We start from the raw sequence: 22,239 nt of genomic DNA, 5'->3' as shown, positions 1-22,239 counted from the left end.
AATATGTCCCCCTATAATTAAACCCATCTTTTGTTTTGCGTCCTTAACCCTGCCTAAAATCCCCCCACGGTCTAAACCTTCCCGCAAAACACCTGCGCGGGCGCGACCCACGCGGGGGGGGGCCACGGCGCGTCCCCCCCTCGCCTCCATTTCATCATCCGGGTGCTTTATTGACCGCCATCCCGAACAAGTTGACCTGGCTGAATCTTGGGCTGACCCTTGCCGCGCTTGGAGGCCTCAGCCTCAGCGCCTGCAAGATCCTGCCGACGCCGTCCTCGCAAAGTGGCGATAGCGGCAACAGCTCGGCCTTCAATCCCGACAAGATGGTCGAGGATATCTGGGCCCCGAAGGTCATCCCCTACCTGCGGCAGAAGGCCGGGCCGTTTGCCGAGGTCCATGCGCTCGCCAAAACCGATCCAGCCGCTGCCGGCGCGAAATACGGCAATCCGAAGAAGCAGGCGAATTCGCCATGGACCTTCGCGATACGCATCGAAGGCAAGATCGTCGCCGCCAACACGCAGTCGCGCGCGGCGACCATCGATGTCGACGGCGACGGCGACGGCAAGGCGGATGCGCGGGTGCAGATCGGGCCGGCCATGCGCGGAACCGCCATTCGCGACAGCCTGGATTTTGTGCAGTTCAACGACTTCACCAACCAGATCGACTTCGCCCAGTTCGGCAAGGCTTTCAATGCCCATGCCGACAAGACGGTATTGTCCAAGCTACCGCGCGACGGGCTGGAAGGCCGTACCGCGAAGGTGCTCGGCGCCTACACGATCGAAGGCGGCCAGGACCTGCCGCTGGTGACACCGGCGGAGGCCGAGATAGGGCCAAAGCCATGAGTTCCTCGCCCGGTCACGACGTCATCCTGAAGCTGGAAGACATCTCCAAGGTCTATGCCGGCACCGTTGCGGTCAAGCATGCGAATTTCGAGGTGCGCAAGGGCGCGGTCAATGTGCTGGTCGGCGAAAACGGCGCCGGCAAGTCGACACTGATGAAGATCATCGCCGGAGTCGAGCGGCCGACCGCGGGCCGCATCCTGCTCGACGGCAACGAGATTTCCTTCTCGTCGTCCGGAGATGCCGTCGGCCGCGGCATCGGCATGGTGTTCCAGGAGCTGAACCTGTTCGGCAATCTCTCGGTCGCCGAGAACATCTTCGCCACGCGCGAGCTGACCAACGCCTTCCGCAAGATCGACCACAGGGGGCAGGAACGGCGCGCCGCCGAATTCCTCGAACAGCTCGAAGCCGGCATAAGGCCAGACATGCTGGTCGAGGACCTGCGCATCGGCCAGCAGCAGCTGGTCGAGATCGCCAAGGCGGTGTCGCTCGATGCGCGCATCCTGATCATGGACGAGCCGACCTCGGCGCTGAGCGCGTCGGAGGTCGAGATCCTGTTCAAGGTGATCGCCGAGCTCAAGGCGCGTGGCGTCGCCATCGTCTACATCTCGCACCGGCTGGAAGAGCTGATCCGCATCGGCGACTACATCACTGTGCTGCGCGACGGCCGCATCACCGGCCAGGAGCAGATGCGCAACGTCGACACGCAGTGGATCGTGCGGCAGATGATCGGCTCCGACGCCAAGGATTTCGCCAAGGCCGACGGCCATGTCCCGGGGGCAGAGGTGTTCCGCGCCGAGGAGATCTGCCTGCCGCGTGTCACCGGCGGACTTGCGGTGGATCACGTCTCGCTTTCCTTGCGCGCCGGCGAGATCCTCGGCATCTACGGATTGATGGGCGCCGGACGCAGCGAGCTGTTCGACTGCATCATGGGCCGCCACGGCCAGGCGAGCGGCAGTATCTTCATCGACGGAAAACAGGTCAAGGAGCGCGACACCACGCGACGCATCCAGCGCGGCCTGGCGCTGATCCCGGAAGACCGGCAGCGCGAGGGACTGGTGTCGATCCTCTCCGTCGCCAGCAACCTGACGCTGGCCAGCCTGTCGCGTTTCGTCAGCCTGTTCCATATCCGTGGCGGCGCCGAGCGGCAGGCCGTCATGCAGATGGTGCGCGAGCTGGCGATCAAGGTCGCCGATCCGGCGCAGGAGGTGTCCTCGCTGTCGGGTGGCAACCAGCAGAAGGTGGTGATCGGCAAGGCGTTGCTCACCGGACCGAAGGTGCTTTTGATGGACGAGCCCAGCCGCGGCATCGATGTCGGCGCCAAGGCCGACGTCTTCCGCACCATGCGCAAGCTATCGCGTGATGGGCTGGGCATCCTCTTCGCCACCTCGGACCTCGACGAGGTGATGGCGCTGTCCGACCGGATCGCGGTGATGAGCAACGGAAAACTGACGGGCATGTTCGATCGCGCCGAGGCGACGGAGGCGGCGATCGTCGCCGCATCGGCGCTTGGCCATGGACCCGTGCATGGAGAGCAACGCCGATGACCGACATTCCAGCCAAGGTCGCCGCGCCATCCGCGCCCAGCGGCTCCGTGCTTTTGACGCTTATGAAGCTCCGGACCTTCATCGCGCTGATTGCCGTTCTGGTATTCTTCTCGGTCGCGGCGCCGAATTTCCTTTCGGCCGCCAATCTGATCCTAATGGCCAAGCACGTGGCGCTCAACGCCTTTCTGGCCATGGGCATGACCTTCGTCATCATCACCGGCGGCATCGACCTGTCGGTCGGCTCGATCGTGGGCCTGTGCGGCATGGTCGCCGGCTATCTCGTGCTCAACGGCATCGACCTGCTGATCGGCTATACGATCTATTTCAACGTCGTCGAGATAGCGCTGATCACGCTTCTGGTCGGCATCTTGATCGGCGCCGTCAACGGCTTGCTGATCACAAGGCTCAACGTCGCGCCTTTTATCGCCACGCTCGGCACGCTCTATGTCGCGCGCGGCCTGGCGCTGCTGTCATCGGACGGCCGCACCTTCCCCAACCTCGTCGGTAAGCCGGAACTCGGCACCACCGGCTTCGGCTATCTCGGCGCCGGCAGACTGCTCGGCCTGCCGGTCTCGATCTGGATCCTGGTCGTTGTGGCACTGGGGGCGGCCTATCTCGCCCGCTACACGCCGCTTGGCCGCCACATCTTTGCGGTCGGCGGCAACGAGCGTGCGGCGCGCATCTCGGGCGTGCGCGTCAACATGGTCAAGATGTTCGTCTACATGTTCTCCGGTTTCTGCGCGGCGATCGTCGGTCTCATCATCTCCTCCGAGCTGATGGCCTCGCACCCGGCGACGGGCGAGAGCTTCGAACTCAACGCGATTGCCGCGGCGGTGCTCGGCGGTACCTCGATGTCGGGCGGGCGCGGCACGATCGGCGGCACCATCGTCGGCGCCTTCGTCATCGGCATTCTCTCCGACGGGCTGGTGATGATGGGGGTGAGCTCGTTCTGGCAGATGGTGATCAAGGGCCTCGTCATCATCGTCGCGGTCGTCGTCGACCAGGCGCAGCGCCGGCTGCAGAGCCGCGTGACGCTGATGCAGATGGCGAAGGCGGGCTGACCATGGCGCAACTGCGTGGAGCGCTGATCGGCTGTGGCTTCTTTGCCGTCAACCAGATGCATGCCTGGCGCGATATCGATGGTGCTTCGATCGTCGCAATCTGCGACCGCGATCCGGAGCGCATCAGGATCGTCGGCGACCAGTTCGGCGTCGCGCGGCGCTACACGGACGCAGCGGCGATGTTTGCGGCCGAGAAACCCGACTTCGTCGACATCGCCACCACTGTCGGCAGCCATCGGCCGCTGGTCGAGATGGCTGCCGCCAACGGCGTGCCAACGATCTGCCAAAAGCCTTTCGCGCCGACGCTTGCCGACGCCAAGGCCATGGTGAAGGCCTGCGCCGACGCCGGTGTGCCGCTGATGGTGCACGAGAATTTTCGCTGGCAGTCGCCGATCCAGGCGGTGCGCGCCGTGCTCGGCAGCGGCGAGATCGGCAAGCCGTTCTTTGGGCGCATCTCCTTCCGCTCCGCCTATGACGTGTTTTCCGGCCAGCCTTATCTGGCGAGCGGAAAACGCTTCATCATCGAGGATCTCGGCATCCATATCCTCGACATCGCCCGCTTCCTGCTGGGCGACGTGTCGAGCCTCACCGCGCGCACGGCGCGCGTCAATCCGGACATCGCCGGCGAGGACGTGGCGACTATGCTGATGGATCACGAAGGCGGCGCTACCTCGTTGGTCGATTGCAGCTATGCGACGAAGCTTGCCACCGAACCGTTCCCGGAGACGCTGATCGAGCTCGACGGCAGCGACGGCACCATCCGGCTGGCGCAGGGCTACCAGCTCACGGTCACCGGCAAGAGCGGCACCACGGTGAGCGACGTCTCACCGCCGCTGCTTTCCTGGGCCTCGCGGCCATGGCACAACATTCAGGAAAGTGTCGTGGCGATCCAGGAGCATTGGGTGGACTGCCTGGCGACGGCCAAGGAACCGGCGACTTCCGGCGCCGACAATCTCAAGACTTTCGCGCTGGTCGAAGCAGCTTATGCTGGCGCGGCCAGCCGGCAGCCGGTGCTGATCGACGACCTGCTCAAATGACCAAGGATCCCTTCCTCCTTTACGGCACGCGCGCGGCCGACGCCGAACCGGTTCGGCTCGCCGCCGGCCCGCTCAGCGCCGATTTCGTCAACGGCAATCTGCGCACCATCCGGCACGGCGGCATCGAGGTGCTGCGCGCCATCGCTTACATCGTACGCGACCGCGACTGGGGTACCTACGAGCCCGAATTGACCGGCCTTGTCATCGACCAGGGCCTCGATACCTTCTCGGTCGGCTATTCGGCGAGCTGCACGGGACCTGATGGAGGCCGGCTCGTCTTCCGCGCCGCAATCAAGGGCTCGGCGAGTGGCGAGTTGGTCTTCGACGTCAGCGCACTCCCCGAAAGCGATTTCGAGACCAATCGCTGCGGCTTCTGCATCCTGCATCCGATCGCCGGCCTCGCCGGCAGCGCGGTCAAGGTCGAGCATACCGATGGCAGCGTGATGGACACGAAACTGCCCCTCCTGATCGACCCCTGGCAGCCCTTCAAGAATATGCGCGCCATCACTCATCAGGTCCGTCCAGGCGTCAGCGCCGAATGCCGGATGGAAGGCGACACGTTTGAAATGGAGGACCAGCGCAACTGGTCCGATGCTTCTTACAAGACCTATGTGCGGCCGCTCGCGCTGCCCTGGCCCTATGTGCTGCCAGCCGGACAAACCAATCGTCAGACGATCATCCTGCGCATCGCGGGCGACGGGAAGTTCGCGGCCGCCGCACCGAGAGCCGAGCCGGTCCGCATCGAACCCGGCGAGGCCGGGGCGAAGCTGCCCGATATTGGTGTGGTCATTTATCCGGAAGATGTCGAGTCAGCGCTTGGCAGGCCTTCGCTACTGTCTGAGCTTGGCCCGCAACAGCTTCTGCTTCACTACGACCCGACACGCGGGCATGGCCTGGATGCCTTGCGTGCTCATGCCAAGCTCGCTGCCGCTTTCCCGGCAGCGACGACGCTTGAATGCGTTCTCGCCTGCGCCGGCGATCTCGACCTCGAACTCTCCGGCGTTGCCGAGATGGTGCGCCGGGCGGGCCTGCGGCTCGACGCCATCGCGGTCTCGCCTTCGGTCGACCGGCAGTCGACGCCGCCCGGCAGCGCCTGGCCGGCCTGTCCGCCGTTGGAAGATGTCTACGCCGCCGCACGCCGCGCCTTCCCCGGCATTCGGCTCGGCGGCGGCATGTTCAGCTATTTCACCGAGCTCAACCGCAAGCGCGTTCCCGCCGGCTTGCTCGATTTCGTCACCCACTGCACCTGCCCGATCGTGCACGCTGCCGACGATCTCAGCGTCATGCAATCGCTGGAGGCGCTGCCCTTCATCACCCAGTCGACACGGGCGATCTACGGGACGAAGCCTTATCGCATCGGGCCCTCGACCATCGCGATGCGGCAGAACCCCTATGGCGGTGCGACCAAGGGCAATCCAGCCGGCCAGCGCATTGCCATGGCCAACCACGATCCGCGCCATGCCGGCTTGTTCGCTGCTGCCTGGACGATCGGCTATGCCGCGCGCGTGGCACCGGCCGAGCTGGAGATGCTGACGCTTTCCGGCTTCACGGGGCCGTTCGGCGTGCTGGCGGCCGCAGGCGAACCCGCCGAGGAAGGAACGCCGCGGCCGATCTTCCACGCTGTGCAAGGCCTCGCCGCGCTGGCCGGCCATGCGCATGTCGCCGTGCGCATCAGCGACGATCGCGTGGCCGCTCTGGCGGGCCGCCCGCCGGCCGGCGCCGTCACAGCCTGGCTGGCAAACACCACTTCGGAGGACGTGCCCGTCGACGCTTCGGCGCTGGTTCGGGGTGCGGCAGGTTCGGTTACGATCTGGGACGGAGCGGGTGTGCGCCGGCTCGACCCAGGCGCGGCTTCGGGGCGGCTGACGATGCCCGCCTATGCCATAGCCAGGATCGGCTAGAGCAATTCCAGGAAAAGTGTGAGCGGTTTTCCGCCCGGAATTGCGTAAAAAACAAAGAGATAGGGCGTTTCGCCGTTTCCGTGAAACGGTGAAACGCACTAAAGTATGATCCCGAAAAGTGGGAACGGGTTTTCGGAGAACATCATGCTCCAACAAAAAGCTAGATCAGGATGACGATTCAACGAAACGTCATCCTGATCTGAACGAAGCTACTTTCCGGAGTTCATCACATAGAGGGCGCGCGAGCGTTCGAGGTGCTTGATCATCGCCTTCTCGGCGCCTTCGGCGTCTTTCCTCTCGATGCAGCCGATGATCTCCTCGTGCTCGGTCAGGGTGAACTTTTCCTTGCCGGTCCAGATCAGCATCTCGGTGTGATATTCCTTCAGCCAGCCAAGCATCGCCTCGCTGACCGCGACATAGATCGGATTGCCGGAAATCGCCGCGATCTGGGTGTGGAAGCGCATGTCGGCGGAGATGAACGCCTCGGCATCGCCACGCGCCGCTCGTTGCTCGGCGACGGTTGCCCTGAGCTGCTGCACGTCCTCGAGCGTCGCCTTCTCAGCGGCTTCCTTGACCATGCCGCGCTCGAAGAAGATGCGCGCGCTCTTCAGGTGCTCGAGTGTGTCCTTCGACGACGACAGGATGATCTTGGCGGCACCGTCGACCTGCTTGATGATCGACTTGGCGGTCAGCTGCAGCACCTTGGCGCGCTCGCCATGCGAGATGGCGACGAGACCCATGTTGCTCAACGCCTGCATCGCCTCGCGGATTGCCGGCCTGCCGACCTCGAAGCGCTCCATCAGCTCGCGCTCGGACGGCATGTCGTCGCCCGGCTGCAATTCGCCGCTGGTGATCAGGCGCTTCAGCCTGACAAAGACTTCGTCGGAAAGCTTGCGCCGGACGATCGGTTCCGAACGGTTCATCGTCGCGAATCACTCCCTTGACCCAGTCCCAACCTATCACCGCGGCCGCAATTTCCGGAATGCCCGCCGCCTATCGCATGACGCCTCGCCGGGCAGGATATTGCTTGCAATGCTTATGTACTCATTATACCAGATTTCGAGCGCAGGGAATTCTTTTCCTGACTTTCGACTGAGTCTGGCCGGCCATGATCACCCTCACCTATCGCATCGAGACCCCGGGGAGCATCGAGGCGCTGGCGGCCAAGATCGCCAGCGACCAGTCGACCGGCACCTTCGTCGCATTGCCCGGCGAGACCGAGGAGCTGAAGGCACGGGTGGCAGCGCGCGTGCTGGCGATCCGGCCTTTGCCGGACGCGGCGCAACCTTCGATACCCGAAGCCGGCGGCGGTCCCTTCAAGCGCGCCGATGTCGACCTCGCTTTTCCGTTCGACGCGATCGGCACCGATCTCGCGGCCCTGATGACGATTGCGATCGGCGGCACCTATTCGATCAGGGGGCTGTCCGGCATCCGCGTCATCGACATGAAGCTGCCGGAGGAATTCAAGGGCGTCCATCCCGGCCCGCAATTCGGCGTCGCCGGCAGCCGCAGGCTGACCGGCGTCGAGGGTCGCCCGATCATCGGCACCATCGTCAAGCCGGCGCTGGGGTTGCGGCCACATGAGACGGCCGGGATGGTGGGCGAGCTGATCGAGGCCGGCGTCGACTTCATCAAGGACGACGAGAAGCTGATGAGCCCGGCCTATTCGCCGCTATCGGAGCGGGTGAAGGCGATCATGCCGCTGATCCTCGACCATGAGCAGAAAACCGGCAAGAAGGTAATGTATGCCTTCGGTATCTCGCACGCCGATCCCGACGAGATGATGCGCAACCACGATCTGGTGCTTGAAGCCGGCGGCAATTGCGCGGTCATCAACATCAACTCCATCGGCTTCGGTGGCATGGCTTACCTCAGAAAGCGCTCCGGCCTGGTGCTGCACGCGCATCGCAACGGCTGGGACATCCTCACCCGCCATCCCGGTCTCGGCATGGATTTCAGGGTCTGGCAGCAGTTCTGGCGGCTGCTCGGCGTCGACCAGTTCCAGATCAACGGCATCGCCTCGAAATACTGGGAACCGGACGACTCCTTCATCCGCTCTTTCGAGGCGGTGACGACGCCTTTGTTTTCGCCTGACGATTGCGCCCTGCCGGTAGCCGGCTCCGGCCAGTGGGGCGGACAGGCGCCCGAGACATACGAACGCACGGGCCGGACGGTCGACCTCCTCTATCTCTGCGGCGGCGGCATCGTCAGCCACCCGGACGGGCCGGGCGCCGGCGTGCACGCCGTGCAACAGGCTTGGCAGGCGGCGGTCGAGGGTATCCCGCTCGAGGACTTCGCCAAGGGGCATGTCGAGCTGGCGCGCTCGATCGAGAAGTTCGCCGACGGCATGGCGGCCTGAGCATGCAGAACCTGCTCCTCAGCTATTATGGAGACGATCTCACCGGCTCGACCGACGTCATGGAAGCGCTGGAACTCGGCGGCGTGCCGACAGTGCTTTTCATGCGCAAGCCGGATGTCGGATTGATGGGCCGCTTCGCGCATTGCCGTGCCGTCGGGCTCGCCGGCACCAGCCGCAGCGAGTCCCCGCGATGGATGGACAAGCATCTCGAAGCGGCTTTCACTTGGTTGAAGTCGCTTCGCGCTGAGATTTGCCACTACAAGGTCTGCTCGACCTTCGATTCCAGCCCGACGATCGGCAGCATCGGCCGGGCGATCGAGATCGGCCGCGCGGTGTTCGCACAGGACTGCGTGCCGCTGGTGGTCGGCGCGCCGCAGCTCAAGCGCTACACCGCATTCGGCCATCTCTTCGCTGCCTATCGCGACAGATACTACCGCATCGACCGCCACCCGGTGATGAGCCGCCACCCGGCGACGCCGATGGATGAATCCGACTTGCTCGTGCATCTGTCACGCCAAACGAAACTGACCACGGGACTGCTCGACCTGGCAACGCTGCAATCGCCATCCCGATCGGACGCCATGGACCGCCTTCTCGGAGACAGCAGCATCGTGCTTGTCGATGTCGACAGCTGCGAGACGCAGGCGCTTGCCGGCAAGGAAATATGGCGCACCCGAAAGCCGGGCGGGCACTTCGTCGTCGGTTCCTCCGGCATCGAATATGCGCTGCTTTCCGAATGGGCAGGCGATACCGCTCCGGGCAGCGAGGGCAGCTTCCCGCCGCCGGGGGCAGCCGACCGCATCGCGGTGGTGTCGGGCAGTTGCTCGCCGACAACGGAGCGGCAGATCCGCCATGCGATGACCGACGGCTTCGACGGCATCGAGGTCGATCCCGTCGATCTGGTCTCTGAGCGTTCCGACGAGGCCATCGCACGCGCGGCGGCAGCCGGCAACGCCAGCCTCGAAGCCGGGCGCAGCGTGATCCTTTACACGGCGCTTGGCCCCGCCGCCGATCGCGGCGCCGAGATCGATCGCCAGGAAGGCGCCCGCCACAAGCTCGGCCGCGGCTTGGGCGAACTGCTGCGCGCACTGACCGTGGAGCAGGAGTTGAAGCGTGTGGTCATCGCCGGCGGCGACACGTCCAGCCACGCGCTCGGCCAGCTGGGCGTCGACGCGCTGACGGTCAGAATGCCGCTGCCCGCATCGCCCGGCTCGCCGCTTTGTGTCGCCCATTCGAGCATAGAGGCGATCGACGGGCTGGAGATGGCGCTGAAGGGCGGGCAGGTCGGCACCGATCGCTATTTCTCGACCATCCGTGACGGCTTTGGCGGTTGATAGCACCATGCCGAACTCATCCGCATTCGGTTCGCCGGGAGACTGATCGATGACACAGACACCTCAAGTCTGGATCGGCACGAGCTGGAAGATGAACAAGACGCTGGCGGAGGCGCGCGCCTTCGCCAGCGGGCTGCTCGCTGACCCGGAAGGCGACCCGCGCATCCAGCGCTTCGTCATCCCGCCCTTCACGGCGGCGCGAGAGGTCAAGGCGATGCTGAAGGATACATCCGTCAAGGTCGGAGCCCAGACCATGCATTGGGCCGACGACGGCGCCTGGACCGGCGAGATTTCGCCGGTGATGCTGAAGGATTGCGATCTGGATATCGTCGAGCTTGGCCATTCCGAACGCCGCGAGCATTTCGGCGAAACCGACGAAACCGTGGGCCTCAAGACGGAGGCCGCCTTGCGCCACGGCCTGGTCCCCTTGATCTGCATCGGCGAGACGCTGGCCGAGCGCGAAGCCGGCCTCGCCCGCGACGTTCTCGACCGGCAGGTGCGCGGCGCGCTTTCCAAACTTGGCGCCGCGCAGCGGCGCGCGCCGATCCTGCTCGCCTACGAGCCGGTCTGGGCGATCGGCGTCAACGGCATTCCGGCAACCTCGGACTACGCCGACGCCCGCCAGGCGGAGATCATCGCTGCCGCCCAGGACGTGCTCGGTCTTCGCGTTCCTTGCCTCTATGGCGGTTCGGTCAACCAGGACAATTGCGCCGAACTCATCGCATGCCCGCATATCGACGGGTTGTTCATCGGACGCGCCGCCTGGCAGGTGGAGGGCTACCTCGACATCCTGTCCAGATGCGTCGCCAAACTATGAGGAGACGTTCATGAAGCTCGCGGTTGCAGGAGACAGTGCCGGCGAAGGCCTGGCCAGGGTTCTGGCCGATCATTTGAAGGACAGGCACGAGGTGTCGGAAGTGTCGCGCACCGAAGCCGGCCCCGATCCGTTCTACGCCAATCTGTCCGACCGGGTCGCCAGCGATGTGCTGGCCGGCAAGTATGACCGCGCCATTCTGATCTGCGGCACGGGGATCGGCGTGTGCATCTCGGCCAACAAGGTGCCGGGCATCCGCGCGGCGCTCACGCACGACACCTACTCCGCCGAGCGCGCCGCGCTGTCGAACAATGCCCAGATCATCACCATGGGCGCGCGAGTGATCGGGCCCGAGCTGGCGAAGGCGATCGCCGATGCCTTCCTCAAGGAGACATTTGATCCGGACGGGCGGTCTGCGGGCAACGTCGCCGCCATCGATCAAGTCGACGCCAAGTACAACGCCCGCTAGAGCCTTCGATACTTCCCGCTTCTCGACCTTGGCTGGACCAGAATAAGAGCGATTCCACGCAGCCGCGAAACGCTCTAGTCTTGCGGTCGAAGACCATGCAGGGGAGATGCGAATGAGCCTGACGCAGAAGCTGATCAATGACGGCAATGCGGCGGTCGACGAAATGCTGGCCGGCATCCTGGCCGCGCATCCCGAGCATCTTTGGCGCCCGGACAACGCGCCGCGTGCGATCGTCGCCAGGCATGGTCCGCGGACCGGCAAGGTGGCTTTGGTAATTGGCGGCGGTTCAGGCCATGAGCCGACGTTCCTCGGCTATGTCGGCAAGGGCCTGGCGGATGCCGCCGCGATCGGCAACGTCTTCGCCTCGCCCCCGCCGCAGCCGGCGGTCGACGCGGCGATGGCCGCGAGCGGCGGCGCCGGCGTTCTGTTCATGTACGGCAACTATGCCGGCGATGTGATGAACTTCGACATGGCCGCCGAGCTTTTGGAGATGGAAGGCGTCGAGGCGCGCACGGTGCTGACCACCGACGACATCGCGTCGGCGCCGCGCGACCAGCGGCAAAAGCGCCGCGGCGTGGCCGGCAACGTGTTCATCTTCAAGGCCGCGGGGGCTGCCGCCGACATGATGATGCCGCTGGGGGAGGTGGAGCGGATCGCCCGTCACGCCAACGACCGCACCTTCACCATGGGGGTGGCGCTCTCGTCCTGTTCCCTGCCGCAGACGCGGCGTCCGAGCTTCGATCTCCCCGTCGGCGAGATGGAGATCGGCATGGGCATCCATGGCGAGCCGGGCGTGCGGCGCGGGCCATTGCGTTCGGCCAACGATGTCGCCGACGAGATCATGGACGCGATCCTGGCGGAAATGAAGGCGCCGGCCGGCGATCGTGTCGCGGTGCTGGTCAACTCGCTCGGCGCGACGCCGCTGATGGAACTCTACATCCTGAATGCCCGGATTGCGGAGCGCCTGAAGGCTGCGGAGCTGGTCGTCCACATGACTCTGGTCGGTCCTTATTGCACGTCGCTCGACATGGCCGGCGCCTCGATCACCATCATGCATCTCGATGACGAACTGCAGCGTATGATCGACCATCCGTGCGACTGCGCCATGTTCCGGAGCTGAGCGCAATGGAGTTCACGACCGGGGATTTGAAAGCCCTTTTTCGAGCCTTCTCCGCGCGGATGGCCACCGAGCGCGACAGGCTCTGCGCGCTTGACGGGGTGATCGGGGACGCCGATCACGGTATCGCCATGGAGCAAGGCATGAAGGCCGCGGCCGATGCGGCTCAAACCGCCGATGGCACGCTGCAGGATGTGTTCAATGCCGCCGCCAAAGGCTTTCTCAACGCAGTCGGCGCCTCCTCCGGACCACTCTACGCGACCGCCCTTCTGCGCGCCGGCAAGGCTGCGGGTCCGAGCGGATCGATGCCGCGCAGCGAGTTGCGGACCGTTATTGCGGCAATGCGCGACGGCATCGCCCAGCGCGGCAAGGCGGAACCCGGCCAGAAGACGATGCTCGACGCCTGGGCTCCGGCCGCGGACGCGGCAGCCGATGGCCAGGATGCCGACGCCATAGCCGCCGCTGCCCGCCAGGGCGCGGAAGCGACGCGCGGCATGATCGCAACCATCGGCCGCGCCGCGCGTCTCGGCGAGCGTTCGTTGGGCCATCCCGACCCGGGCTCGGTTTCGGCCGCAATGCTGGTCGAAGAAATCTGCAATGCGATGGGAAAGGCCGTCTGACAAATTCCTAATCTGTAGGTCACAGGTTCGATTCCTGTCGGGATCGCCACGTCTTCCAGCAAGCCGGTGAAAAAGTTGCGGGCCGACGGTGCCGCGCCGGTCCCGCAATCGGCGCATCGGTCTGGAGGGGCCGATGCGCGGCAAAACTCGAACCCTCAGGCAACCCTGCGATCGGGTTGGCGCGCGAAGATCTCCTGGACCTTGGCCGCTATCGCCTTGCCGAGGTCGCGATTGTTCTGCGCGGTGAAGTGGATGCCGTCGCAGCCGTCGGTGGTGATGAAATCCCCGGCATTGAGGAAATCGACCTTCGTGAAGTCGGCCATGGCGCGATATTCAGCCGCGAGCGCAGCAGTCTTCTCATGGCCGCCAGCGAACATGCCCTGAAAGAAGGGATGCGGCATCGGGGTCAGGGGCGGCGGCGCGATCACCAACGCCTGCGGGGCCGGATAGGGAGTGCCGACACCACCGGCGCTGGTGAGTATCTGGCCGACGAGCTTGGCCATGCCGTTGGCGATCTCGTAGGGCGTGCGGCGGAAGAACGACTTGGTGTCGTTGGTGCCGAGCATCACGATGACCAAGTCGAGCGGCAGGTGGCTGGCGATGGCCGAGGGCAGGTAGGCGCTGCCGTTGAGGCGCGGATCGTTGGGGTCGTCGAGGCTGGTGGTGCGGGCGCTCAAACCTTCCTCGATCACATGGTAGCCGTCGCCAAGATGCGAGGCCATCACACCCGTCCAGCGGTCCTGGTAGGCATAGCGATGCGTCGGCGATCCCTCGATGACCGGAATCCAGCCCCAGGTCAGCGAATCTCCAAAACACAAAATCGATCTTTTGCTCATGTCTCCAATCCATTTCCGTACGCGATTGACTATTGGCCGTTCCGAACTTGCCCACTCTCAGCTCGACCTGCTCCTGACGCCGTAGAAGATTGCGGCGAGCAGGATGATGAGCCCCTGCGCAATCAGCTTGCCGGGCTCGTCCACGCCGAAGGTCGTCATCACGACGAACAGCAGTGCGAACGAGAGCACGCCGAAGAACGGTCCCCAGACGCCGCCTTCCCCGCGGCCGAAAACGACACCGCCAAGGATAGTTGCTGCGACCGCCAGGATCGGCAGGTCGAGACCGACCCTGACGCTGCCGACGGCGATCGAGGCCGTCTGGACCAGCGCCGCAACACCCGCGAGCAGGCCCGCCAGCGTGTGTGCAAGCACCACGGTGCGGGCGACCGGGACGCCGGAGAAATGCGCCGCCTGCACGTTCTCGCCGACCGACGTCACGTAGCGGCCGAAGACCGTTCGGGACAGGAACAGCGACAGCGCTGCCGAAACCACCACCCAGAAGATCACGGGCGTGGGCACCGGGCCGAGCTTCGTGTTGTAGATATCGCCGAACATGCCGGGCACATCGCCAGGCGGCTTGCCGCTCGACAAATATTGCACGAACCCGACCAGCACGATGCCGACCGCGAGCGTGACGATGACGGCCGAGGCCCGCCTGACCCCGACCATCAGGCCGTTGAAGAGGCCGACGGCGAGGCCGGTGGCCAGCGCCAGGACAATGAAGAAAATCATCGAGGCACCGGGAAAGACACCGGACGAGATGGTGTAATTGATGAGCAGGATGACCCCGCCGCCCGACAGGTCGATGCTTCGCACCCGCATCACCAGAAGCTGGCCGAGCACCAATATGCCGAGCGGCACGATCTGCCGCACGAATATGCCCATGATGTTGAGATTGAGCATGTTCGGCCGCGCGACCCACAGAATCAGCAGCAGCACGGCAAAAACGTAGTAGGCCGGCGGGATGCGCAGCAGGCGGCGCATGACGGGGTTGGCGAGCGCAGCGGCCACTTACAACCCCATTTTCTTGCGCGATTGCAAGGCAACCACCAGGAGCAGGATCGCGCCCTTGATGGTGGTCTGGATGAACGGCGACACGTTCGTCAGGTTCATGCCGTTGGCGAGCAGTGCCATGACGAGGGCGCCGATGACGGTCCCGTGCAGGCTGCCGATGCCGCCGGAAAGCTGGGTGCCGCCGATGGCGACGGCGGTGATCGCGTCGAGTTCGAAGAGCAGACCAACATTCGGGTCGCCCGAGACGATGCGCCCGGCGAGGAAGATGCCGGCAAGGGCGGCGAAGCAGGCGCAGATCACATAGGCAAGCACGATGTTGCGCCGGTCGGCGATGCCGAAATTGTGCGCCGCATCCTCCACGCCGGACGACATGCCGCCGCCGATCGCGAAAAGATGCAGCCCGAAGCGCGAGCCGTAGACAAGCTTCCAGGCGACCGCGAGAGTGAAGATCCCCCAGAACACCGGCATCGGCACGCCGAGGAAGGAGCCGGCGACGGCGCTGATGACGATATCCGGCACCGTGCCGCCCGAAACCGGCCGCAGCACCCGCGTGATGCCGAGCAAAATGTACTGCATCGATAGCGTCGCGATGATCGGATGCACGTTGAAGCGGGTGATGATGAAGCCGTTGGTGAAACCGACCAGCCCGGCTAGCACGAACACGGCCGGGATCAGCACCCAGGCGGGTCCGCCGAGCGCGAGCACTGCCGTCGTGAAGCTGATCATCGAGCCAACCGAAAGATCGAGGCCGCCGAGCAGGATGACGAACATCTGGCCGACCGCCGTGATGACGAGCGGCATCGCCTGCGGCACCAGGTTGAGCAGGTTTTCCCCATAGAGGAACTGCTTCGTCTGGAGGCTTAGCCAGAGCGCGATCGCCAGGGCAATCAGCAAGGGCAGCAACCACATGCCCTGTCTGGATCCTCTCGCGCCTGTCAGGCGTCTGCTAATGGCTGTCATTGATGGTCCTCGCCGTCCCGTTGGCGCTGAGCGCCGCGTCGAGAATGTTGTGCTCCGTGGCGTCGGCCGCCGGCATTTCCTTCACGATCGTGTCGTTGTGGACGACGCAGATGCGGTCGCAGAGTCCGATCAGCTCGACCGTCTCGCGCGACAGCACCAGCACCGCGCCGCCCTTCCGCGCAAAGTCGCGCAACAGCCGGTAGATTTCGGACTTTGCGCCGATATCGACGCCGCGAGTCGGCTCCTCGACGAGCAGGATGTCGATGTCGGCGGCGAGGTAGCGGCCGAGCAGCACCTTCTGCTGGTTGCCGCCGGACAGCGTGCCGACGGCAGCGCCGGGACCGCTGGCTTTCACGGCAAGGCTCGACATCGTGTCGGCGATCCGTTGTTGATAACCAGCTGCCAGCGCCAGTTCCGACCGTTTCGAATGGAGTGCCGCGGCGATGTTGTGCGCAACGGAAAGGCCGAGGAAAAGCCCGTCCTCCTTGCGATCCTCCGGCACGAAGCCGACACCCATCGCCTGCAGCCGGCGCACCCCGCCGCCGGGCGACACCGGCAACGGCAGCGACTTGCCCTTGATCGTCACACGGCCGGCGAAGGGCTGGTATTGGCCGACCAGCGAGCGCACGAAGCGTTGCTGGCCCTGCCCTTCCAGTCCGGCCAGCGCAACGATCTCGCCGCGGCCGAGCGACAGCGAGAACGGGCTGGAGCGCTCGGTGACGCGGAAATCCTCGACCGCAAGCATAGCGGGGCCGGGGGCATCGCCGCGTTGCGGGAAGAGATCGGTGAGCTCGCGGCCGACCATCATCGCGATCAACGCCGCCGGCGTCATCTCGGCGACCGGCCTGGTGCCGACGAGTTCGCCATCCTTGAGAACCGTGACGGTGTCGCAGATGGCGAAGATCTCGTCCATGCGGTGCGAAATGTAGACCACCGCCTTGCCCTCGTCCTTCAGCCTGCGGATGTGGCGGTTCAGAACTTCGACATCGGCGGCATTCAGCGCCGCTGTCGGTTCGTCGAGGATGAACACGCTGGCGTCGGTCATGATGCCGTGCGCGATCTCGACGAATTGCCGTTCGGCGATGCTGAGCCTCGCAACGAGCGTGCCGGGATCGAGCGTAAGACCGAGTTCGGCAAGCGCCTTGCTCGCCTCGCGCCGCATCCGCCGATGGTCGACCCCGCCAAGAACGGTGGTCGGTTCTCGGCCGAGAAACATGTTTTCGGCGATCGTCAGGTTGGGCAGCAGCGACAGCTCCTGGAACACTGTCGAGATGCCGGCCTCCAACGCATCCTTCGGCCTGTGAAAGGCGACCTTGCGCCCGTCGCGCAGGATGGCGCCGCCATCCGGCTGGTGGACGCCGGCGAGTATCTTCATCAGCGTCGATTTGCCGGCGCCGTTCTCGCCCATCAGCGCATGGACGGAGCCGGATTGGAGCGCGATCGAGACACCCTTCAGCGCCGCCGTGCCGGCGAACGCCTTCCGGATATCGGACATTTCGACAAGGGTTTTCACGAAACAAGCACCGCTGCATTCAGGGAATTCCGTGGCGCAGGCAACATCGCCGCCGCCCGCGCCACGACCACTTTACTTCTTGGCGTAGAACTCCTTGAGCTTGTCTTCGGGCAGATCCGACGGCCACCAGACATTGGCCGAGAGATCGTCGCGATAGTATTTCTTGACCTTCTCGAGATCCCAGCCGGGCGGGTTGTAGTCGTAGTGCTTCTTCAACTCCTTGCCTTCGAGCAGGGCCACGGCGGCACGGATGCCGGCGGCGCCCTGCGCCGGGCTGTATTCCGCCGAGATCGACTTGAAACCGTCGGCGATCCACTGGCCGAAGAAGCCGTTGTTGCCCTCGCCGGTGATCGGCGGGATCTTGGCGCCGAACTGCTTGAAGACGTCGACACAGGCACGCGTCATATCGGCGCCGGAAGACCAGATGCCATCGACCTCGGGGTTGTTGAGGTAAAGCGTCTCGCAGAGCTTCTTGGCCTTGTCATACTGCCAGTCGCCATGCTCCTCGGCGATGATCTTGACGTCGGTGCCCTTCAGCGCCTGCAGCAAGCCATTGTAGCGGTTGGTGTCCTCCGGGTGGCCGGCAAGCCCGCGCAGCACCCAGATATTGCCCTTGCCGCCGAGTTCCTTGACCAGGAAGTCGCCCATCACCTTGCCGAAATGCTCGGCGCCGCCCTGGATTTCGGTCGTGAAGGCGTCGGATTCGATACGCCCGGTATGCACGATGACCGGGATTCCGGCCGCGACCGCCTTGGCGATGCTGGCGTCCGCCGAAGTGGAGGTGACCGGCTGGACGATGATGGCGTCGACCTTCTGGGCGATCAGGTCCTCGATGTCGGCGACCTGCTTCTTCTGGTCGAAGCCGGCATCGAGCAGGATGAACTTGCTGATGCGCTTGTCCTTGGCGGCAGCCGCCTCGGCCTCATGCGCGACCTGCACCGTCCAGGTGTTCGCGTTGACGCCGAAATGGCTCATGCCGATGACCCAGGGCGAATCCTTCTTGAACTTCCCCGCCTCGACCGTCGGGTTGTCGCCCACGCGGGCGGTAACCCCGTCAAGCAGCGATACCTCGTCGGCGAACGAGGGAGCGCACCACATCGTGGTCGCGATCACTGCCGCTGCGATTGATTTGATAATCCGTCTCACTGAGCCATCCTCCTTCTCAAGCTCCACGGACCCTGGATGCCAGGGTCACGACTTCCCCATCGGCGGTCGGCCATGGCCAAACGCCGCACCTGCCGGACGATCCCGGCATTGCTTCAGCTTATTGCTCAACCCGCGCGCACGGCCGCCGGAGACACAGGTCCAGTGTCGCCGCCATGGATCATGGCAGACGGTCGGCGCAAATGGTTCGGGGCATTCCTCCCAGGCTCTTTTCAAGCATCGATCCGACCGGCTGTCAATAATTATTCAGAGTGATGGATTATCTTTGCGGCTTGCGCTACCTTTCCGCCAGATGGCAGGGTTGCGCATTTGGCGGACGAGCGACACTCGTCCGATAAACCTCTGCAAATCAGAACCTTGGCTGGATCGGGGAGGAGCATGCGATCGGTCTTGTGCTACGGCGACTCCAACACGCATGGGCAAATACCAGGCGGCACGCCGCTTGAGCGCTACGGTCCGGCTGAACGCTGGCCCGGCGTCATGGCAAGGGAGCTGGGCGCGGGCTGGCATGTCATCGAGGAAGGCCTGAGCGGCCGCACGACGGTGCGCGATGATCCGATCGAGGGAGCCCACAAGAACGGGCGCACATATCTCAGGCCCTGCCTGCAGAGCCATGCCGTTCTCGATCTCGTCATCATCATGCTGGGCACCAACGATCTCAAGGCTCGCTTCAACCAGCCGGCCTCGGAAGTCGCCATGGCCATGGGCTGCCTTGTCTACGACATCAAGGAGCTGAAACCCGGTCCGGGCGGCAGCGTGCCCGAGATCATGATCGTTTCGCCGCCGCCGATGCTGGACGACATCAAGGAATGGCGGTCGATCTTCGCCGGGGCGCCGGAGAAGTCGCGCCAACTGGCGCTCGAATTCGAGATCATCGCCGATTCGCTCGAAGTGCATTTCTTCGACGCGGGTTCGGTTGTCACCTGCGACCCGCTGGACGGGTTCCACATCAACGGGCGAGCGCATGCGCTGCTGGGCAGCGCGCTGGCCCGCGAGGTCGAAGCGATCGGGTGGCCGGATGAGAAGTGACCGCGGCATAACCCCCGCGACCGGTCGCGGAAGGACGCACCATGCCTGACATGCGCTTTGCGCCTCCCAATCCGCTGCGCATCGCGGACCGCGCCAGCGGCCTCAACGCCGTCAGCGTGCGCGGCTACAATGAGCGCCTGGTGCTGTCGCTGCTGCTCCAGAGCAAGGACATCACCCGCCTCGAGATCGGTGCGCGGACCGGCCTGTCGGCCCAGACGGTGTCCGTTATCGTGCGCTCGCTCGAGCAGGAAGGGCTGATCGCCAAGGGCGAGGCCCAGCGTGGCCGTGTCGGGCCGCCGACCGTGCCCATTTCGCTCAATCCTGAAGGCGCCTATTCCGTCGGCATCAGCGTCGGCCACCGGCAGGTGGAGGTCGTGCTCGTCGACTTTGTCGGCTCGATCCGCTCTCGCACGGTGCTGCCGTTCTCTACGGCCGCGCAGGACACCAACCATCCGCAGTTCATGAGCGCTGTCGCCAAGGCCATCGCCAATCTGCCTCAGCACCTCCACTCACGCATTGCCGGTATCGGTCTTGCCTTGCCCGGCGACGAAGCGGAACTCGAGCTGACGCCGAAAGCGGCCCGCGAGCGGTTCGACGCCCTGCAGGAGGAAGTCGAGAGGGAGATCGGCTATCCCGTCTACGTCCAGAACGACATCACCGCTGCAGCCGGCGGCGAAAGCATGTTCGGCGTCGCAAAGCATCTTTCGGACTACCTTTTCTTCTATCTCGGCGCGCGCCTGCACAGCCGCCTGGTCCTCAACCATCAGATCTACAACACCACTGCCGCGGTGAGCTTTGACGTCGGCATCCTGCGCCTGGAGGAGGAGATCCGGAAAAAAGGCAATTCCCCCTCCGAACTGTGGGAGCGGGGCGCGGACTGGCCTTCGTTCGGTGACGCCGAGATCGCATGGCAACGCGACCTGCTGGAGCAGATGAAGTCGTCGATAGCGGCATTGAAGCCATTCGTTCCGGTGGCTTCGGTCGTCCTGTCCTCTTATGCGCCGCAGGCGGTCTGCAAGGCGATTTGCCGGGAGCTGGAGCAGGCCATGCCTGGCACAACCGCCATTGCCGGCAACATCGAGCGTTCGCCCAAGGCTGTCGGAGCCGCAAGCCTTCCGTTCAGCTCGAGGTTCATGGTGGAGTAATTCACCCCGGGCTGCCGGCCGCCGGATTGGCGATGACGGCGGCCCGGAAGCGGGCGACGAAATCGTCGAGCGCGGGACGTTCGGCATCCGAGATCGCCCAGTAGGAAAAGGCGTCGTCGGTCCAGTGGACCAAAAGGAAGCCGCCCGCCGACAGATCATCCGCCACCGGCACCGATTTGGCCTCGTTCTGCCGGGGTGCGGCCACCAGCGTGATCAGATGCTCATGATGGCGATAGACCAGCGCCGGCACCGGCCTGTCGCCGATGACCTCGACGCGCCCGCCAAGCAGCGCGTAGCCGTCCTTGGCCATGTCTGGCGCCGCCGGCGAGACGCCGATGCGGCCGTCGAGCCACGGCTTCACCGTATGGCGGTCGGACGAGACGATGTCGACCGGCGTCGCCGCGAGCAGGCTGCGGCGATGGCCGTTGGCGACGGCGACCGCGAAGCTGTCGGACCCATTGTCCGCTGTCGTCAGCCATTGCGTCGCGCCGCTGGCGAGAAACGCCGTCAGCACGATCGAGGCCGCCATCTGGCGCCAGTCGAAGGAGTTGAACCGGCGTGCCGAAGCGCGCGGCCGCATCTCGACGACCTTGCCTTGCTGCCGTTGCTGCGCGGACGGCTCTGCCTTGGCGGCCGTGGGTTGGGCAGCTTCCTCGGCGCCTTTAACCTCGGCGATGGCCGCGATGCGCGCCAGGAAATCGTCGCTGACGGTCGGGCGCGGCACGTTGGCGACAGCGCCGCGCAGCGCCACCAGCCGCGCATGCTCGGCGGCAAGATCAGGATCGGCGGCCATGCGGCGCTCGACCGCCAGGGCGGCCGCGGCATCGAGCTCGCCATCGACAAGGGCGTGGATCATCAGCTTCATATCCTGCGGGTCTTCCGGCAATCCATTTTCATGCGGGCTCATGGTGGCGCCCTCCAAGTTCCGTCATCAAGAGGCCGCGGGCCCGTGCCAGCCGCGACATCACAGTGCCTTGCGGCACACCGAGCATGGCGGCGATCTCGCGATAGCTGAGACCATTTATATCGCGCAGCACAAGCGTTTCGCGGAACGCCTGCGGCAGTCTTGCGATCGCCGCTTCCACCGCCGCCGAATTCGCCTTGGCGATCAGCGCCGCCTCCGGGCTGTCAGCGTCATTGTCGGGCGGCGGCGACACGTCATCGAGATCGGCGAGGTCGCCGACGGCCACCACGCTGCGCGGACGGTTGCGCGCCATCCACGTATAGGAGGCGTTGCGCACGATGGTGAGCAGCCACGCGCGGGGGTTTCCCCCAGCGAACCCGGCAATGCCCGCATGCGCCTTGAGGCAGGCCTCCTGCACCACATCCTCGGCGTCGGCTTGATTGCCGGTCAGCCAGCGGGCGAGCGACAGCGCATCGCCAAGATGCGGCAGCACCACTTCGGCAAAACGCGCGGCCAGCATTTTTTCGCTCAACACCGTTCCGCCGTCGGGCGCTCCCGCCATGGGTCTGCCGCCGC

The 22,239-nt window shown here is 64.9% G+C and carries 21 protein-coding genes; 13 read left to right on the top strand and 8 right to left on the bottom strand.

Going from position 1 to position 22,239, the window contains the following annotated elements:
* Window positions 1-179 precede the first annotated feature (179 nt).
* Genes AC0L2L_RS13520 through apnL form a run of 5 tightly spaced genes read left to right on the top strand, consistent with a single transcriptional unit; the run spans window position 180 to window position 6,385 of the window.
* Window positions 180-842: a DUF2291 family protein gene (locus AC0L2L_RS13520; protein WP_473579212.1), complete on the top strand. Its 663-nt coding sequence runs from the start codon at window positions 180-182 to the stop codon at window positions 840-842.
* Window positions 839-2,386 carry a sugar ABC transporter ATP-binding protein gene (locus AC0L2L_RS13515; protein WP_473579021.1) on the top strand — a complete coding sequence of 516 codons (1,548 nt, stop codon included), beginning with the start codon at window positions 839-841 and terminating at the stop codon, window positions 2,384-2,386. The genes AC0L2L_RS13520 and AC0L2L_RS13515 overlap by 4 nt, the downstream gene beginning before the upstream one ends.
* A complete protein-coding gene (locus tag AC0L2L_RS13510; protein WP_473579019.1) occupies window positions 2,383-3,447 on the top strand; it encodes an ABC transporter permease in 1,065 nt (354 codons plus the stop codon). Before AC0L2L_RS13515 ends, AC0L2L_RS13510 begins: the two co-directional genes overlap by 4 nt.
* Window positions 3,448-3,449: 2 nt before the next feature.
* Window positions 3,450-4,484, top strand: coding sequence for a Gfo/Idh/MocA family protein (locus AC0L2L_RS13505; protein WP_473579017.1), 1,035 nt, complete (start codon window positions 3,450-3,452; stop codon window positions 4,482-4,484).
* Window positions 4,481-6,385, top strand: coding sequence for a D-apionate lactonase (apnL, locus tag AC0L2L_RS13500; protein ID WP_473579015.1), 1,905 nt, complete (start codon window positions 4,481-4,483; stop codon window positions 6,383-6,385). The genes AC0L2L_RS13505 and apnL overlap by 4 nt, the downstream gene beginning before the upstream one ends.
* Window positions 6,386-6,594: 209 nt before the next feature.
* Here apnL and AC0L2L_RS13495 read toward each other — a convergent pair whose 3' ends face one another.
* Window positions 6,595-7,308, bottom strand: a complete 714-nt coding sequence (locus AC0L2L_RS13495; RefSeq protein ID WP_473579014.1) for a transcriptional regulator NanR — start codon at window positions 7,306-7,308, stop codon at window positions 6,595-6,597.
* A 185-nt stretch (window positions 7,309-7,493) separates the two neighbouring features.
* Between AC0L2L_RS13495 and oiaX the strand changes: the two genes are divergently transcribed.
* The 6 genes from oiaX (at window position 7,494) to dhaL (ending at window position 13,098) form a co-directional block, all read left to right on the top strand.
* Window positions 7,494-8,744, top strand: coding sequence for a 3-oxo-isoapionate-4-phosphate decarboxylase OiaX (gene oiaX / locus AC0L2L_RS13490; protein ID WP_473579012.1), 1,251 nt, complete (start codon window positions 7,494-7,496; stop codon window positions 8,742-8,744).
* Window positions 8,745-8,746: 2 nt separating this feature from the next.
* Window positions 8,747-10,078: a four-carbon acid sugar kinase family protein gene (locus tag AC0L2L_RS13485; RefSeq protein WP_473579010.1), complete on the top strand. Its 1,332-nt coding sequence runs from the start codon at window positions 8,747-8,749 to the stop codon at window positions 10,076-10,078.
* A 49-nt stretch (window positions 10,079-10,127) separates the two neighbouring features.
* Entirely contained in the window at window positions 10,128-10,895 is a 768-nt protein-coding gene (locus AC0L2L_RS13480; RefSeq protein ID WP_473579008.1) for a triose-phosphate isomerase, read from the top strand.
* A 10-nt stretch (window positions 10,896-10,905) separates the two neighbouring features.
* On the top strand, window positions 10,906-11,361 hold the full coding sequence (gene derI, locus AC0L2L_RS13475; RefSeq protein WP_473579006.1) for a D-erythrulose-4-phosphate isomerase: 456 nt from the start codon (window positions 10,906-10,908) through the stop codon (window positions 11,359-11,361).
* 112 nt (window positions 11,362-11,473) lie between these two features.
* The gene (locus tag AC0L2L_RS13470) at window positions 11,474-12,481 is read left to right on the top strand and encodes a dihydroxyacetone kinase subunit DhaK (RefSeq protein ID WP_473579004.1); all 1,008 of its coding nucleotides are present in this window, start codon (window positions 11,474-11,476) and stop codon (window positions 12,479-12,481) included.
* A 5-nt stretch (window positions 12,482-12,486) separates the two neighbouring features.
* The gene (gene dhaL / locus AC0L2L_RS13465) at window positions 12,487-13,098 is read left to right on the top strand and encodes a dihydroxyacetone kinase subunit DhaL (protein WP_473579003.1); all 612 of its coding nucleotides are present in this window, start codon (window positions 12,487-12,489) and stop codon (window positions 13,096-13,098) included.
* A 155-nt stretch (window positions 13,099-13,253) separates the two neighbouring features.
* Here dhaL and AC0L2L_RS13460 read toward each other — a convergent pair whose 3' ends face one another.
* From AC0L2L_RS13460 to AC0L2L_RS13440, 5 genes are all read right to left on the bottom strand, one after another.
* Window positions 13,254-13,934 (bottom strand): SGNH/GDSL hydrolase family protein, encoded by a 681-nt coding sequence (locus tag AC0L2L_RS13460; RefSeq protein WP_473579001.1) that lies wholly within the window; start codon window positions 13,932-13,934, stop codon window positions 13,254-13,256.
* A gap of 57 nt (window positions 13,935-13,991) precedes the next feature.
* On the bottom strand, window positions 13,992-14,918 hold the full coding sequence (locus AC0L2L_RS13455) for an ABC transporter permease (protein WP_473579211.1): 927 nt from the start codon (window positions 14,916-14,918) through the stop codon (window positions 13,992-13,994).
* A gap of 27 nt (window positions 14,919-14,945) precedes the next feature.
* Window positions 14,946-15,908 carry an ABC transporter permease gene (locus AC0L2L_RS13450; RefSeq protein ID WP_473578999.1) on the bottom strand — a complete coding sequence of 321 codons (963 nt, stop codon included), beginning with the start codon at window positions 15,906-15,908 and terminating at the stop codon, window positions 14,946-14,948.
* Entirely contained in the window at window positions 15,895-17,421 is a 1,527-nt protein-coding gene (locus tag AC0L2L_RS13445) for a sugar ABC transporter ATP-binding protein (protein ID WP_473578998.1), read from the bottom strand. Before AC0L2L_RS13445 ends, AC0L2L_RS13450 begins: the two co-directional genes overlap by 14 nt.
* Before the next feature lie 72 nt (window positions 17,422-17,493).
* Window positions 17,494-18,519, bottom strand: coding sequence for a substrate-binding domain-containing protein (locus AC0L2L_RS13440; protein WP_473579210.1), 1,026 nt, complete (start codon window positions 18,517-18,519; stop codon window positions 17,494-17,496).
* Between the two features lie 444 nt (window positions 18,520-18,963).
* Here AC0L2L_RS13440 and AC0L2L_RS13435 point away from each other — a divergent pair, with 444 nt between their 5' ends.
* Together AC0L2L_RS13435 and AC0L2L_RS13430 are read left to right on the top strand one after the other, a co-directional pair.
* On the top strand, window positions 18,964-19,614 hold the full coding sequence (locus tag AC0L2L_RS13435) for an SGNH/GDSL hydrolase family protein (protein WP_473578997.1): 651 nt from the start codon (window positions 18,964-18,966) through the stop codon (window positions 19,612-19,614).
* A 41-nt stretch (window positions 19,615-19,655) separates the two neighbouring features.
* A complete protein-coding gene (locus AC0L2L_RS13430; RefSeq protein WP_245273491.1) occupies window positions 19,656-20,759 on the top strand; it encodes an ROK family transcriptional regulator in 1,104 nt (367 codons plus the stop codon).
* A gap of 1 nt (window position 20,760) precedes the next feature.
* Here the strand turns inward: AC0L2L_RS13430 and AC0L2L_RS13425 are convergent, their stop codons facing one another.
* A complete protein-coding gene (locus AC0L2L_RS13425) occupies window positions 20,761-21,666 on the bottom strand; it encodes an anti-sigma factor family protein (protein WP_473578994.1) in 906 nt (301 codons plus the stop codon).
* Complete coding sequence (locus AC0L2L_RS13420; protein WP_473578992.1) at window positions 21,653-22,225, bottom strand: sigma-70 family RNA polymerase sigma factor; 573 nt, start codon at window positions 22,223-22,225, stop codon at window positions 21,653-21,655. The genes AC0L2L_RS13425 and AC0L2L_RS13420 overlap by 14 nt, the downstream gene beginning before the upstream one ends.
* Window positions 22,226-22,239: the final 14 nt, after the last annotated feature.

This window comes from Mesorhizobium sp. WSM4832, from assembly GCF_055811115.1.
Note: the sequence above shows the minus strand (reverse complement) of the source record. Positions and strands in the feature narration are given on the sequence as shown.